Source organism: Spiroplasma sp. BIUS-1, assembly GCF_010365805.1.
Taxonomy (GTDB): Bacteria; Bacillota_I; Bacilli_A; order Mycoplasmatales; family Mycoplasmataceae; genus Spiroplasma_A.
Genome location: NZ_CP048386.1, coordinates 703143 through 718203, shown reverse-complemented (window position 1 = coordinate 718203; position 15061 = coordinate 703143). Strand labels below are relative to the sequence as shown.

At 26.0% G+C, this 15061-nt stretch carries 14 protein-coding genes; 12 read left to right on the top strand and 2 right to left on the bottom strand.

Features of this window, described 5'->3' with window-relative positions; genetic code table 4:
• Window positions 1-8: 8 nt before the first annotated feature.
• Window positions 9-2819 carry an ABC transporter permease gene (locus SBIUS_RS03425; protein WP_162685088.1) on the top strand — a complete coding sequence of 937 codons (2811 nt, stop codon included), beginning with the start codon at window positions 9-11 and terminating at the stop codon, window positions 2817-2819.
• Window positions 2820-2894: 75 nt separating this feature from the next.
• Here the strand turns inward: SBIUS_RS03425 and SBIUS_RS03420 are convergent, their stop codons facing one another.
• Window positions 2895-3779 (bottom strand): hypothetical protein, encoded by an 885-nt coding sequence (locus SBIUS_RS03420; protein WP_162685087.1) that lies wholly within the window; start codon window positions 3777-3779, stop codon window positions 2895-2897.
• Between the two features lie 80 nt (window positions 3780-3859).
• Here SBIUS_RS03420 and ftsY point away from each other — a divergent pair, with 80 nt between their 5' ends.
• The 11 genes from ftsY to SBIUS_RS03365 all read left to right on the top strand — a co-directional run bounded on the left by ftsY (window position 3860) and on the right by SBIUS_RS03365 (window position 14612).
• Window positions 3860-4846 (top strand): signal recognition particle-docking protein FtsY, encoded by a 987-nt coding sequence (gene ftsY, locus SBIUS_RS03415; protein ID WP_162685086.1) that lies wholly within the window; start codon window positions 3860-3862, stop codon window positions 4844-4846.
• A complete protein-coding gene (ylxM, locus tag SBIUS_RS03410; protein ID WP_162685085.1) occupies window positions 4839-5162 on the top strand; it encodes a YlxM family DNA-binding protein in 324 nt (107 codons plus the stop codon). The genes ftsY and ylxM overlap by 8 nt, the downstream gene beginning before the upstream one ends.
• Window positions 5162-5926 carry a TIGR00282 family metallophosphoesterase gene (locus SBIUS_RS03405; RefSeq protein ID WP_162685084.1) on the top strand — a complete coding sequence of 255 codons (765 nt, stop codon included), beginning with the start codon at window positions 5162-5164 and terminating at the stop codon, window positions 5924-5926. Before ylxM ends, SBIUS_RS03405 begins: the two co-directional genes overlap by 1 nt.
• Window positions 5927-6035: 109 nt before the next feature.
• Window positions 6036-6401, top strand: coding sequence for a hypothetical protein (locus tag SBIUS_RS03400; RefSeq protein ID WP_101780931.1), 366 nt, complete (start codon window positions 6036-6038; stop codon window positions 6399-6401).
• A 75-nt stretch (window positions 6402-6476) separates the two neighbouring features.
• Window positions 6477-7442, top strand: coding sequence for a serine aminopeptidase domain-containing protein (locus tag SBIUS_RS03395; RefSeq protein ID WP_162685083.1), 966 nt, complete (start codon window positions 6477-6479; stop codon window positions 7440-7442).
• Between the two features lie 184 nt (window positions 7443-7626).
• Complete coding sequence (gene metK / locus SBIUS_RS03390; RefSeq protein ID WP_162685082.1) at window positions 7627-8760, top strand: methionine adenosyltransferase; 1134 nt, start codon at window positions 7627-7629, stop codon at window positions 8758-8760.
• A 1-nt stretch (window position 8761) separates the two neighbouring features.
• Window positions 8762-9421 carry a copper homeostasis protein CutC gene (locus tag SBIUS_RS03385; protein ID WP_162685081.1) on the top strand — a complete coding sequence of 220 codons (660 nt, stop codon included), beginning with the start codon at window positions 8762-8764 and terminating at the stop codon, window positions 9419-9421.
• Window positions 9418-10713, top strand: coding sequence for a methylenetetrahydrofolate--tRNA-(uracil(54)-C(5))-methyltransferase (FADH(2)-oxidizing) TrmFO (trmFO, locus tag SBIUS_RS03380; RefSeq protein ID WP_162685279.1), 1296 nt, complete (start codon window positions 9418-9420; stop codon window positions 10711-10713). The genes SBIUS_RS03385 and trmFO overlap by 4 nt, the downstream gene beginning before the upstream one ends.
• Before the next feature lie 37 nt (window positions 10714-10750).
• Window positions 10751-11458: a hypothetical protein gene (locus SBIUS_RS03375; protein WP_162685080.1), complete on the top strand. Its 708-nt coding sequence runs from the start codon at window positions 10751-10753 to the stop codon at window positions 11456-11458.
• 81 nt (window positions 11459-11539) lie between these two features.
• Window positions 11540-13576 carry a biotin/lipoyl-containing protein gene (locus SBIUS_RS03370; protein WP_162685079.1) on the top strand — a complete coding sequence of 679 codons (2037 nt, stop codon included), beginning with the start codon at window positions 11540-11542 and terminating at the stop codon, window positions 13574-13576.
• Between the two features lie 67 nt (window positions 13577-13643).
• Window positions 13644-14612, top strand: a complete 969-nt coding sequence (locus tag SBIUS_RS03365; protein ID WP_238988291.1) for a 3'-5' exoribonuclease YhaM family protein — start codon at window positions 13644-13646, stop codon at window positions 14610-14612.
• An 11-nt stretch (window positions 14613-14623) separates the two neighbouring features.
• Here SBIUS_RS03365 and SBIUS_RS03360 read toward each other — a convergent pair whose 3' ends face one another.
• Window positions 14624-15025, bottom strand: a complete 402-nt coding sequence (locus SBIUS_RS03360; protein ID WP_162685077.1) for an HIT family protein — start codon at window positions 15023-15025, stop codon at window positions 14624-14626.
• Between the last annotated feature and the right edge of the window lie 36 nt (window positions 15026-15061).

Genomic DNA, 15061 nt, shown 5'->3' with positions numbered 1-15061 from the left:
CTTTTATTTTGAGCTTTCTTACATTTACTATTAATATTAATGATAATTTAGATTCGGTTTGAAAAAACGGATATTTTCATAATGTTGAATATGCTGAGTCAAAATTTTCTCAAGAAAATGAAAACTTAAATGGTGAAACTTGAGTTTTCAGAGATGTTAATGATCAAAAAAATACAACATATATTAAAAAATTCATATTAGATAATATTAAATTAAAAAATATAGATGATACTCTATTGAATGATTTTATTGAAGAAGTTGGTAAAGTTAGGGGAGATGTTAATCAAATTAAAAACCAAAATCCCTATAAAGATATAATTGATGCGATCAAAAAATCTGATAGTTTAAATTTAAAATACTATAACTTTAATTTATTAAATGCTTTTATAGTTAAAACATTGTATCAGGATTTGGAAAATGATGTGGAAATATTTCCTGTCAAAGCTACTGATGAAATTTATGATGAAATAAATTATCAAAACTATGAATTTTATGTAGCTCCATACTATAAACAAAATTCTGAAAAGTATTTGCAATATAACCAAAATGATGAGTTTTATATTTTTGATCAAATAAGTGAAAAAGAAGTACAAAAATTAGATAATAACTACATATTTTTAACTCCAGCTGCTTTAAAAAAACACAATAAAAAAATTGGTGAGGAGTTTATATTTTATAATGGTTTTAAAAAATATAGTACAACTATAGCGGGAACTGCAATTACTAAAACAACTATTCCTAAAAAGGTTGATAGTGATTATATTTATGCTCCATATGATTATTTATTGGAAAACGATTTTATGTCATCTTATAATTACGGAGTTTATCTTCATAATTATGGTAGAGATTTTAATGAATCATCTATATTTTTTAATAAGTGATTGAATCGCTATATATATAATGATGACCTTGATTTATATCAAGGAAATTATGTTAAAGATCCAAGTAAATCACCATACTACACAATATATAAAAATCCAAAGTTTATTTTTAATCTTTTAGTGATATTTATAGTAACTATTGTTATATCTTTGGTTGTAATAACATATGGATGAATAGCTATTTTTTCAATAAACAAACAAAAATCATTGCTTTGAACTTTGAAGGCGAATGGTTCAAGTAACACTCAATTGGGTTTTGGTCAAATAATTGGAGACTTATTACCTCAGTTATTTAGTGTTTTACTCTCTGTGCCTGTAAGTTTTTTAATATATAAGATTTTTTTATATGTTGTAAATGATCAGTATAACTTTGATATTTCAAATTCATATATAAACATAAAAGCTGTTATTGTTTGTCTTTCAATATTGATAGTTATTTTTTCTATTTATTTTTTTATAAACTTTTTAATTATAAAAAAAGAAATTACAATTCATAATAAAAAAATACATATCAGCAAGGGATTTGTATTCTTGAAAAAGCTATCTAAAAATAAAAAGGCTAAACTAAATCTAGCTATTTACTATCCTAATTTTAGTAAGTCTATAATAACATCGTTCATGTTGTTGTTTGTATATGCGATAACAAGTTTTGGTTTTATTTTTGAATATAGTTTGAAAGAATCTGTTAGGGAATTTGAAAAATATATGTTGCCATATAAAAGTTATTCTGAACAAATCATTCCTCAAGATACAAAAGAACCAAAGTCAAAAGACGAATATACTAATTTAAATATTGAACAACTAAAAAAGTATAAAGAAACTCAAGAAATTGATTATTTAAAAGAATTTATTCAATATCTAGAAACAGTAAATCCACTGGAAACAAAAGTATCTAGCGAGGATGTAAATTGGTTAAGTTTAAATGAATTCAATAATCCTTTAATTTCAGAAATGCTAAATAAACTAAAATCTAATATTTCAAAATTGAATAATCAATACGATACTAAATTTTATCCAGAAATATATTTTAAAAATTTCCCTAAAATGGAAGAGGAATCTACTTTTAATATATATTTACAAAATAGGGTCTGATATACAATAGTTGGTTTAGAAAAAAATCATGAAATTTTCAAAGAAATAAATGTTACAGGCAATGAAATTTACATAAATGAAATACTTGAAGAGGAATTTTTGAAATGAGGTCAAATTTCTAATGATATTTTAAGTCTAAAAATAAATGATAAGGATATTGAGTTTAAGGTTGTTGGAGTAACTGATAAAGTTGTGGATGATTATTATTTTTTTGCTGATAAAGATTATTTAATAAATGAGATATTTGGTGGGGAAAATCAAAAGAATAATTCATTTTTCACCAAAAATCCTTACCCTATATTTAGTGAATTATTTGTAATTCCAACCGAAAAGAATGGAAACAAAATAACTGACTACTATGATTTTGAATCAAAAAATCTTTATGACTTTTCAGTAAGGGTAATGGATTATGGAATATTAACAGAAAGATTAATTGATAACGGAAAAATGTTTGGTAATTTAACAAAATATACCAGTTATATTGTTATGGTTCTTTCCGTTTTAATTATAACGATCTTAATAGCTTTGATGATTATATCTAATAGTGAAACGCTTCTAATAATGAAACAAATTGGTTATAAAAATAACTCAATAATATTAACTGTATTAACAGGATATCAAGTTGGAGGTTTAGTGACACTAACACTTAATTTTGCTTTAATTGGAGTTATATCGAGTTTTATTTTGAACTTAATAACCTCAGTTGTTGGTGTTAAGGTTTTGCTGTTTTATTCAGCATCATCATTTATAATTCCTATTTTAATTTACTTATCATTTATATCAATTACATACTTAGCTTTGGCTATTTATTTGAAAAAAATGCCAAATTCTATAAAGTCAGATTAATAACTTCAAAAATAAAAAATAATCCAATAGAGATAAAAGTCTGTATTGGATTATTTTTTTATTTATAAAATTAATTTACTTTATTTTCTTCAAAGTTATTAATTTTGGATTTTTAAATAAAATATCTGATAATGAAATTGTAACTATATTTTTATCTAAGTGTTCAATTTTAAATACCTTATCACAGTCTTTAAAGTTTTCATTGAAATAAGAATATGTTTTAATTCATCTAAATATATTTTCTTTAAATATTTTTTCATTTACAGAGAAATTGATATACTTATCAAAGTCATTGCCTGTAAATTCAACAGTGTCTCTAACAACTTTGAAATTTAGTTTTGTATTATTCAAAAAAATGGCTGTGATATTATTTGAAACCTGATCTTGAATGTTTTCAAAATCAACAAATTCTCAAAATTCATTAATACCGTTAAGATATAAAACAGAGTTCGCATAAGTATCAAAAACTACTTTGAACTTATCTTTTAACAAGTCTTCAATTTCCATTTGTATATAATGATTTTTTGTAAGAACTAATGGATTTAAGTTTGCATAGTTATCTATTACATATATAAATTCATTAATTTTGTCATAGTTAAATAAAACAATATTAAACTTTAGAATTATTTTGTCTTTTAATAAATTAGATCCTTTTTTATCTTTAAAAAGAACAGTAACTTCGTTATCGCTATTATTTAATATTTCAAAATTTATACTTTCATAAACTTCTTTTCCAAAACTATCATTATAAAAAGCTTCCTTTATGGTTTTTTTTATTTGAATCTCACTTAAATTATCACTTTTAAAGTCTTTTGGTGTTTTTAAATATAAAAAATCATCCATTGACATTAAATATCGTGCATATTTATTTGTATTCTTACTTTCATTTTCATGAGCAACAGCAAATCCCGTTGATACAGTTAGACCAAGAGATAGTCAAACTGATAACATTTTCTTCATATTCATTCCCTCTTACACTTAATATATTCATAATATATTAAAAATATTATACAATTAATAATGAGAAATGAGGAATTTTTATGGGATTTTGAAATAATTTAAAACAAAGAAGAGAAGTCAAAAAAATACAAAAGAAACATAAAAAGGATCATAAAAATACATTAACTTTTTCAAATGATATTAAAAAACTAAGTAAAAATTATAAAGAACCAAATTCAGATTTTTTTGAAGAACTAGAAAATGTTCTTATCAAAACTGATATGGGTATGAAAATGGTTTTAGAAATATCAAATAGAGTACAAAAAAAAGCAAAACCAAAACACTCATTTAATGAAATAAAAGAAATTTTAGTTGAAGAAATTTACGAAACATATACAGATAGTGGAAAATTTAAAACTGAACTTAACTATAAAGATGGAAGATTAAATGTTTTTATAATGGTTGGTGTAAATGGTGTTGGTAAAACAACAAGTATTGCAAAAATAGCAAACTATTACTCAACTATGGGAAAAAAAGTACTTATAGCAGCAGCAGATACATTTAGAGCTGGTGCTGTGGAACAGCTACAAGAATGATGTGATAAAAGACTTAAAAATGTTGATTTAATAAAATCAGTTAATAATTCTAAAGATCCAGCAAGTGTAGTTTTTGATGGTATCAAAAAAGCAAGTGAAGAAAAATATGATTTATTATTAATAGATACAGCCGGAAGACTTCAAAACAAAGATAACTTAATGAAAGAGTTAGAAAAAATGACTAAAATCATTCAAAAAAGTGTAAATGATGGACCTCATGAAAGACTATTGGTTATTGATGCACAAACAGGTCAAAATGGAATTAGCCAAGCAAAAGCATTTGCTGAAACAACAAATGTCAGTGGAATAGTGCTTACAAAAATGGATGGAACAAGCAAGGGTGGAATAGCTCTTGCTATAAAAGATATTTTAAATATACCTGTTAAATTAATTGGAACAGGTGAAACTGTAAATGACATAGAAGAATTTGAAGTTGATAATTATATTTGAGATTTAACTTCAGATTTTATGGAAGATGATAAAAATGATTAATCAAGATATTCAAAAAACTGCTAATTTAGCAGAATTATATGATTACTACAAAAATCTATTAACAGAAAAGCAATCTCAATATTTTGAACTATATTTTTTTGAAGACTTAACATTACAAGAGATTTCAGAAGAGTTTGGAGTTTCTAGAAATGCTATTTATGATAGTATTTCAAAAACATCAGCTACTTTAGTTGATCTTGAAGATAAATTATCATTAAAAGCTAAAAATATAAAGATTAAAGAAATTTTAGACAAAGCAAAAAGTAAAGAAATAACAACGCAAGAGTTGATCATGGAATTGGAGAAAACTTTATAATGAATTTTTTAATAATAGGAGATATTTATTCTAAATCAGGTAGAGATGTTATAGAAAAAAATCTTGATAAAGTTGTAAAAGAAAATAACATTGATTTTATAATAGCAAATGGTGAAAATATAAGTCACGGTAAGGGTATTAACAAAAACCATTATGATTTTTTGAAAAATAAAGGGGTAAATGTAATAACTTCAGGAAACCATATTTTTAAAGTTAAAGAAACATTTGAATTTATAGAACAAGTAGATGATTTGTTAAGACCTGCAAATATGAACTCATATAATATTGGTTTGGGAACAAATGTTTATAACTTTAAAGATAAAAAAATAAGAGTAACAAACTTAATGGGTAAAAGTTTTATGGAACACGTTAATAACCCATATGAAGTTATGGACAAAATAATGGAAAATGACAATTCTGATATACATATAGTAGATTTTCATGCAGAAGCAAGTGCTGAAAAGTTAGCTTTTGCTTGAAATTATGATGGTAAAATAACAGCTCTAGTAGGGACACACACACATGTTCAAACAGCTGATGAAAGAATTTTGCCAAAAGGAACTGCTTTTATAACTGATTTGGGTATGACAGGACCTATAAACTCTATTATAGGAGCAAATCCTGATGAAGTAATTTTTAAAGAGAAAACAGGGTTACCAACAAAATTTAAACCTTCAGAAAATCCAGGCATACTTTGTGCGGTTGTTGTATGTTTAGATAATGAAAATAATTGTAAAAAAATTAAAAGAATACAAGTTATTTAAAACTTCAAGTTTTAAATTAATCAACATTTAAGCACTTTAAGTAGTATTTTGAAATATTTTTGTGTATAATATTGTTATTACAAGAATTAATCTTATAGGAGATGACGACATGAAAAGACATGATAAGCTTAGAAATTTACACGAAGCATTATTCGCTTTAGACAAAGAAGTTAAAAATGTATGTAGAGGTTTAGAACAAAGACTTAAAACTGCTGCAAAATACAGAGATACATACGAAAGAATTTTAACTGAAGTTGAATTTGAACGTAAAAACGAAATGTATGGTAGATCAACAATATATGACTTTGAACGTATGAGAATTAACCTTGAGCAAGATGCTGGTAACGTTATATATGAAGCAATTAACGTTATGGGTAACGATGAGTTCATTATTAGAAAACAAAACGTTATCTTCGCATTCTGATTTATGGGACAATTTGATGTTTACGCATTAGATTTATCACACGGTGACTAAGATACATTTACAATAATAAACACTTATCAAAAAGTGTTTTTTTTATTTATAATTAAAAATAAGTAAGGTGATTATATGGAAGTTTGAAATGCAGTTTGAAATTTATTAAGCATAATTGTTTATGCTATATTAGGTACTTTTTTATTTATCTTTTTATTAGCTCTGATAGCAAGAATAGTAAAGTTTAATAAATTAAGTTTCAAAAAAACTCCAGTTGTTAAAAGTGAATTAATCAAAAAGAAAATGTTTAAAACAAGTGATGGTTATGAACTTAGATGATTTGGCGAAATAGATCCTCAAAGTGAATACATTCTAATTGGAGTTCACGATATTTACAGAACAAGAAAAGATTTCGACAAGATGGAAGTTTGATTAAGAAAAAATAATAAGGCAAAGTTATCATTAGTTTCATTTGATCAAAGAAATTGTGGAGAAAATATTGTAGATAATCAATATCATTTTGGCACAACAATTAGTGACTTAAATGAAATTGTTGGAGAAATAAAAGAAAAGTTTCCAGAAGCAAAAATTATTCTTCTTGGAGATGGTTTTGGTTCAACATTAGCAACATTTTTAGCAAAAAATAAAAATGTACACAAAATAATTGGTTGTTCACTTAGGCTTAATAATCATTATTCAAAAACATTTGGATTTTATTTAAAACTTTGGTGAGCAACTCTATTTAAAGCAGATACTAAAATGATAAGTGCTATAAATGGAATGGATTTTACAGATGACAAAGACTTTTCTAAATTACTAGAAGATCAAAATTTATCAAAGAACTCTTTTAATGCTAGAGATTATTATTTATGAAAAAAAGCTAACAGATTAAGTATAAAAAACATAAATAACTCAGAGTTGGATATAGTTTTAATGATTTCAAATAATGACTTTTATTGTGCGCCAAAGAATATAGCTAAATTTTTATCTAAATTAAATAAGGATAAATATTCTTTAGAATCAATTAAAGAAAAAAGACATTATCTTTTAAATACTAAAAATTCAGAACAAATTTTTGAATTAATAATCAAAAACATATAATAATTTGTTATTATTACTTTAGAAAACTTAAAAATATTCTTATTAAGAACCACAGAGAGAAAACAACTCAAAGAAGTGGTAGCAACCTATTTGATTAGGTGCTTAAATTAAGGGGAAACCAACGATGAGACCTACAAACTTCTCTTTTGTTGGGAAGTTTTTCTATTTTAGAGGAGAAAAAAACATGAGAAGATTATTTACTAGTGAATCAGTTTCAGAAGGACATCCAGATAAAATTTGTGATCAAATAAGTGATGCGATATTAGATGAGTGCTTAAAACAAGACCCAAGCTCAAAAGTGGCTTGTGAAACATTTGTTACAGAAAATTACTTATTAATTGGAGGAGAAATAACAACAAAAGCCAAAGTTGATTATGCTTCTATTGCTAAGTGGGTTTTAGAAAAAGTTGGTTATGATAATCAAGAAACAGGTATTGATCCAAATACTTGCGAAATTGTTGTTAAAATAAACACTCAATCACCAGATATCGCAATGGGTGTAGAGCAAGAAGAAATGGGAGCTGGAGACCAAGGGATAATGTTTGGTTATGCAAATAGCGAAACATCAACTTATATGCCATACTCAATTCAAGTAGCTCACGACTTAGTTCATTTAGCTTCAAAATTAAGAAAAGCAAAAGCATTTAAGTGAGCTCAACCAGATATGAAGTCACAAGTGACAATGGACTATACAAATGAAAACAATCCAAGAATTGAAACTATTTTAATGTCAATTCAACACGACAACGATTATGTTAAAGAAGAATTTGAAAAATTCATTAAAACTAACATAATGGATGTAGTTGCAAAAAGATATAACTTAAACACAGACTTTAATGTATTGATAAATCCAACAGGAAGATTTGTAATTGGAGGACCAAAAGGAGATACTGGTCTTACTGGTAGAAAAATTATAGTTGATACATATGGAGGTTATTCTCGTCATGGTGGAGGAGCATTTTCAGGAAAAGATCCAAGTAAAGTTGATAGAAGTGCAGCTTACATGTGTAGATATGCTGCAAAAAATATGGTTGCAGCAAAATTAGCAGACAAATTAGAAATACAAGTTAGTTATGCTATTGGAAAACCAGAACCAGTTTCTGTGTTTATTGAAACTTTTGGAACAAACAAAGTAAGTATGGATATTTTATACAAAGCTTTAAAAGAAAACTTTGACTTTAAAGTTAGCTCAATAATTGAAAAACTAGAACTAAAAAGCCCTGTGTACTTTAGAACAAGTAAGTATGGACACTTTGGTAAAAAAGAATTTACTTGAGAAAAATTAGACAAAATTAGAGAGTTAGAGGCTTATTTGTAAAATGTTATTAGAAGTGATTGCTAAAGATTTAAAAGATATTCAAACTATTAATAATTCAAAAGCTAATAGAATTGAATTTTGTAGGGAATTAAAAGTTGGTGGTCTTACACCAAAAGAAAAAGATATAGTAGAGGCTTGTCAAATTTCAAAATTACCAGTGAATGTAATTGTTAGAAATACTGACAGAGACTTTATTTATAGTGATGAAGAAAAAGAAGAAATGTTAGAGCAAGTAAAGTTCATAGCGAAAACAAAAGCTAATGGAATTGTTATTGGGGCTTTAACAAAAGATTTAAAAGTGGATGTAGAATTTATAAAAAAAGTGAATGAAATTAAAAAAGATTTAGAAATAACTTTTCATAAAGCTTTTGATGAAGTTTGTGACTTTAAAGAAGCTTATTCAACTCTAAATGATCTTGGTATAACAAATGTTTTAACAAGTGGTGGAAAAGATATTGAAAAGGGTATTGATGTCTTAAAAGAACTGATCGGTATGAATTTAGAAACAAAAGTTCTAGTTGGTGGCGGAGTAAATCAAAATAACTTTAATCAAATCAAATCAATTTCAAATGATATACATGTTGGAAGTTGTGTAAGACAAGATATGAGTTGGGATAAATGAGCAAAAGCAGAAGAAATAAATAAGTTATTGGAGAATTAATAATGAAAGTTACAATAGTTGGTGGAGGTCTTGCTGGTTGTGAAGCTGCATGACAGTTAGCTCAAAATGGTGTAGAAGTGCACTTGTATGAGAAAAAGAAAGTTAATAAGAATGAAATCCAGAGCTTAGAAACTTTTGCTGAACTTGTTTGTTCAAATACTTTTAGAAGTGTTTCTACACAAAACGCAGTAGGTATATTAAAAAAAGAATTAGAGGTATTGAATTCTTTTATATTAGATTGTGCATATGAAACACAAATACCTTCTGATGATGCATTGGCAGTCGATAGAGAAAAATTTTCAAAGCTTGTAGATGAAAGAATCAGAGGTCATAAAAATATTAAGATTTTTGAAGAAGAGTATTTAAATCTAGATACACAAGAGCCACTTTTAATTGCGTCAGGACCTTTGTGTTCTGATGAATTCAAAAGAAATCTAGAAAGTTTGCTTGGTAAACAAAAGTTATTCTACCTTGATGCTTCAGCTCCAATTGTAGAAAAAGAATCAATAGATTTTTCAAAAGTTTATTACAAATCAAGACACAATGATGACAACAGTTATATTTGTGTACCTTTAAATGAAGAGCAATTTAATGTTTTTCATGAGAAATTAATTAATGCTCAACAAGTTAAGTTAAAAGATTTTGAAAATGAAGTATTTTTTAAAGGTTGTCAACCAATCGAACAATTAGCAAAGACATCCAAGAAAATATTGTTAAGATCGGCAATGTCTCCAAATGGACTTGAAAACAAAGAAGGTCAAACACCCTACTCTGTAGTTCAATTAAGAAGAGACGATGCTTTAGATAATCTTTATAATATGGTTGGTTTTCAAACTAACTTAACTTGAAAAGAGCAAAAAGAAATATTTTCATGACTACCAGGTATGGAAAAAGCTGTTTTTAGAAGATTTGGAGTTATGCACAAAAACAACTTCATTAACTCTCCTAAAATACTTAATAAGAAGCTTCAAATGATGAGAAAGAAAAATATATTTTTTGCAGGACAAGTTACAGGTGTTGAAGGGTATATTGAATCTTTTGCTTCTGGTTTGGTAGCAGCAAGAGGAATTTTAAGTTATATTAACAATACAAAATTTATACCATTTCCCGAAGATACTGTACTGGGAAGTTTAATTGAATATATAACAAATCCAAAACACAAAAAATTAAAACCAATGAAATCAAATATGGGATTAATTAAAATTGATCAAGAGCTAAAGTTTGAATCAAAAGCAGAAAAGAATGAGTTTATTTATAAAAGAGCTTTAGAAAGTATAAAAAGATTTACCTAGATTAGATTATAAAATTAGTCTAATTGGAGGTATTTTTTTGTACAAAAATAAGGAAGTGTGAGCCACAATTGGCTCTAAAATAGTTTCAAATATTTCTTATTACTGAGAATTTAGTTTTTCAGAAGATGAGATATTTGAATTAATTGCAAATGATGAATACCTTTTAGATGACTCCCAAGAAGTTTATGGAAAAAGGTTAATTGATTTTCTAAAAATATGAGAACTTATAAGGGTAAAAATAATTGAATCAAAAGAGAATAATAGAAATAAAAGCGGTAAAACTTGAGCCTTTACTATTGAAGACTACAAAACCATTTACTTACTTTTAGATGAAGAAGCTAAATACAAAGATGCATTTTCTAAATATGATGATGGAAGATCTGAAACTTTGGAAATGATAAGTTTTTTTGAAGAAAGTTTAATTGAAGAAGCTACTTTAGAAGCTTTTTTAGAAGATATGCTAATAACATTTATATATTTTGCTATAGAAAAACCTTTTGGGGAACACACTATAGTTTTCTTTGATTTAATATCAAGTGCTATGATTCTCTACAAAGGATTTGGACCAATATTTCCAACATATAAAGATGAAATGGAAGAGATTAAAAATCAATTAAACAGCTTAATAAGACAATGCACAGGTATGAAAATAGAACATTATAATAGAGCCCCTGGATTTCAAAGTTGTTTTAAAAAACTTCTCGATGTATCAGAAACAACAAAATTGTTATTAGATGCCATTTAATTTTTTAAAAAATATTCTTGAAAGTAGTGTAAAATAAAAAAGTATAGTGTTTGGGCAACACTTTAACTGAAAGGGCTTATTATGGACAAGATAAAATTTAAAAATCCTAAAAAATATAAAGGTATTGTTGAAAAGGTTTTTGTAAAAGAAGGACAACCTGTAAAAAAAGATGAGGTAATTGCTTTGATTTCAACACAATTAGAGAAGTTTGAAATTAAATCAACAATAGATGGTGTTATAAGAAATATTTATGTAATTGAATCATTAATTGTTTCACATGGGGATACAGTTTTTGATGTATTTTCTGATAAAGAAATAAACTCATTGCTTAAAAAACCAACAAACATAAATGATACTTTAAAAGAAGGATTGAACGAATTTGGTTATCTTGAAAAATTAATAAATGAGCCTGAAACAGAAGAAGAAACAGCTATTGAAGTTTCTGATTCTCTAACAGAAGAACTTTCTTCTTTACAAAATCTAAATAATGATGAATATGAAGAAATTGGTGTTACAAAATCATTTAATCAAATAAATGAAGACTTTAAAATGGATGAAATTGAAGAAAAACAAGAAAAAGAAGTTGAAGATAGAAAATATGTAGAAGTTTCCGATTCTCTAACAGAAGAGTTAGCTAGTTTAGATTATTTAAATATAAACAATGAAAACGAAATTGGTGAAATAAGTTCTGTGGACGAAATTGTAGAAGATTTTGTAGAAGAAAAAGAAGAGACAGATGAATTTCAACCACCTGTTTTTGTTAAAAGTGAGACAAACATTGTTCAATTGGATATAAAACCAATAACAGTAGCAGATTCTATTACAGAAGAGTTAGCTTTAAATCATGCTTTAGTTTTTGAAGATGAAAAAGATATCGAGATTTTTTCAAATCATGATCCAAAAGTATCAGAAACTCAAGTTCTTGAAAAACTTTCTAATCATAAATTTTTATCAAAATTTACAGCAGAATCTGAAGGCAAAGAATTAGAGTCTGAAGTTTTAGAAACAGAAAACAAAGAGCAAGAAAACTTGAAGATTAAAGAAAATCAAGAAGTTATTAATGAATTCAAAGCTGAAATAAATAAAGAAAAACAAGAGTTAGAAATAAAAGTAGAAGCAGACAAAGAAGGATTTAACCATGAAGGTCCTAAGTTTGATTACTTAAATGACTTTGATGATGAAAAACTTGAAAAAATACTTAAAAACAGTGAAGAGTTAGAAAATAAATTTAATAGTATCGAACACCAAAAAGAAGAATTAGAAGATAAAATTAAAGACATTGATTCAAGAATTAGTGAATTCAACTCTAAATTAAAAGAAGAAATTGAACACTCTACAAAAGAAGTGGATTTAGATCAATTTGAAGATAAGTTTAAAGAAGTTAATGAAAAAGTGAACAAATTCATTAGCAATTCAAAAGAAGAAAACTCAAAAACTATAAGTGATCTTTTATCTAAAGTTGAAGATAAAATTAAAAATTTAGATGAAAAATTAAAACAAGTTTCTTCAATAAACACTAATAATTCAAAAAGTGAAACAAAAATTACTGAAAAAAAAGTGGTTGTTGATAAAACAAATATCGGTAATTTCTCATTCAAAATCGATATAACAGCTCTTATAAGTTTACAAACTTTAATGATTGAACCTTTAAAAGAAAATGGTTCAGATCTAGAATTAAACTCATTTTATGTAAAAGCTCTTAAAAAGACTTTATCTAAATTTGAAGAGTTAGACTCAAAAGACTCTTTAATTAGATTAATTAAAACAAATGGTATCGAAGCAAATGATACAGTATTAAAAGTTGAAAATGACTCAAGTATTTTAAATATTTCAAAAGAAATTGAGAAAAACACTAAGTACAATAATCAAGAGTTAAAAGTATCATTATATGATTTAACAAGTTTTGGTATTGATAATGCAAGTTTTGGTCTTTCAAATGACTCTGTGATATCAATTTACATAGCTTCAATTTCAAATTCATTTAAAGAAGATGGAACATTATCAAACTTTGCAAAAATAAATTTTGCTTTCAATCAAAATGTTTTAGAACCACAAGATGCAATTATGTTTGGAAAAGAATTTATAAGTATTTTAAAAAATCCAGGATTTTTAATTTAATAACAAATAAGCACTAATTAATGGTGTTTTTTTTGTTAAAATTAACTTATCTTTGAGGAGAATGAAAATGATTAATCAAATAAATGCAGAAAGCAAACTAGTAACTTTAATAGCTAGAATTGAAAAAACAATATTGTCTACTGGAAATAATGGATCAAATTACTTAATTTTAAATTTAGTAGATATGTCAGGTAGAATTGAAGCAAGACTTTGAAATTCAACTGATAAAGATGTTGAAGAGTTAAAAAACGGAGTAATTGTAAAAGTTGATGCAGCAACAAATGTTTATAGACAACAATTACAATTAAAAGTTAATTCTTATGAAGTTATAAAAGAAGAGGATTTTGAAAAACATAATATAAATGAAGAAATGTTTAGTATTAGTGCTCCAATAAACGTTGAAACAAATTATGATAAATTAATTGAGTTTATTGAATCAACAAAAAATGAAGTATACAAAAAAATTACTTTAACTATACTTAAAAAATATGAAAATGAATTTAAAAAATATCCTGCAGCAGTAAGCATTCATCACAATGTTGTTGGGGGATTGTTTTGACACAGTTTCTCACTTTTAATGGGAGCAAAAGCTATTAGAGAAGTGTATAAATATGCAGATATCGATTGAGATTTAGTATATTGTGGAGCAATTTTACATGACATAGGAAAAGTAGTTGAAATGGCTGGTAAAAACGCATCAGAATATACTGATGAAGGTAAATTGTTAGGTCACATTTCAATAGGGAATGCTTTTGTTTCAAACATGGCTATTGAACTTGGTTTAAAAGATGATCAAAGTGTTTTGAAGTTACAACACGCAATACTTGCAAGTCATGGTAAAAATGAATATGGATCACCTGTAGAACCAAATTTAATTGAAGCTGTAATAATATCTTCATTAGATGCTTTGGATGCAAGAATTTATAAAATAAATGATGAACTATCAAAAGTCGAAAAGGGTGCTTGAACTGGAAGAATCCTTTCTGAAGATGGTAGAAGTTATTGAAATCACAATGAAAAAAAGGAAGTTAAGTAATTAACTTCCTTTTATTTTAGTTTTTCAAATACTTCATCAACATCTAATAAATCACCGGGTTGGTTATTTATTTTAAATGTATATCCTTTTTCTTTTTCATATTTTGGAACAATATGTTCATGGTAGTGAAATACCATTTGAAATGCTTCAGAACCTTGATTAGATATGTAATTCATTCCCTTGGCATTTAATTTTTCTTTTAAGATCTTTGAAACAATTTTCTTTGTTTTGGCAACTTCTTGTAAGTAAAAATCATCAGTTTGCTCATAGTCTTCAAAGTGTTTTTTTGGTATTACAAGAGAATGACCATTACTGTTAGGGAATATATCCAGAAAAGCAAGGGTATGCTCATTTTCAAAGATAATTTTTGAATCCATTTCTCTATTTATTATTTTACAAAATATACATTCCATATATTTAACCTCTTTTCATAAATATTTTATAAAAAA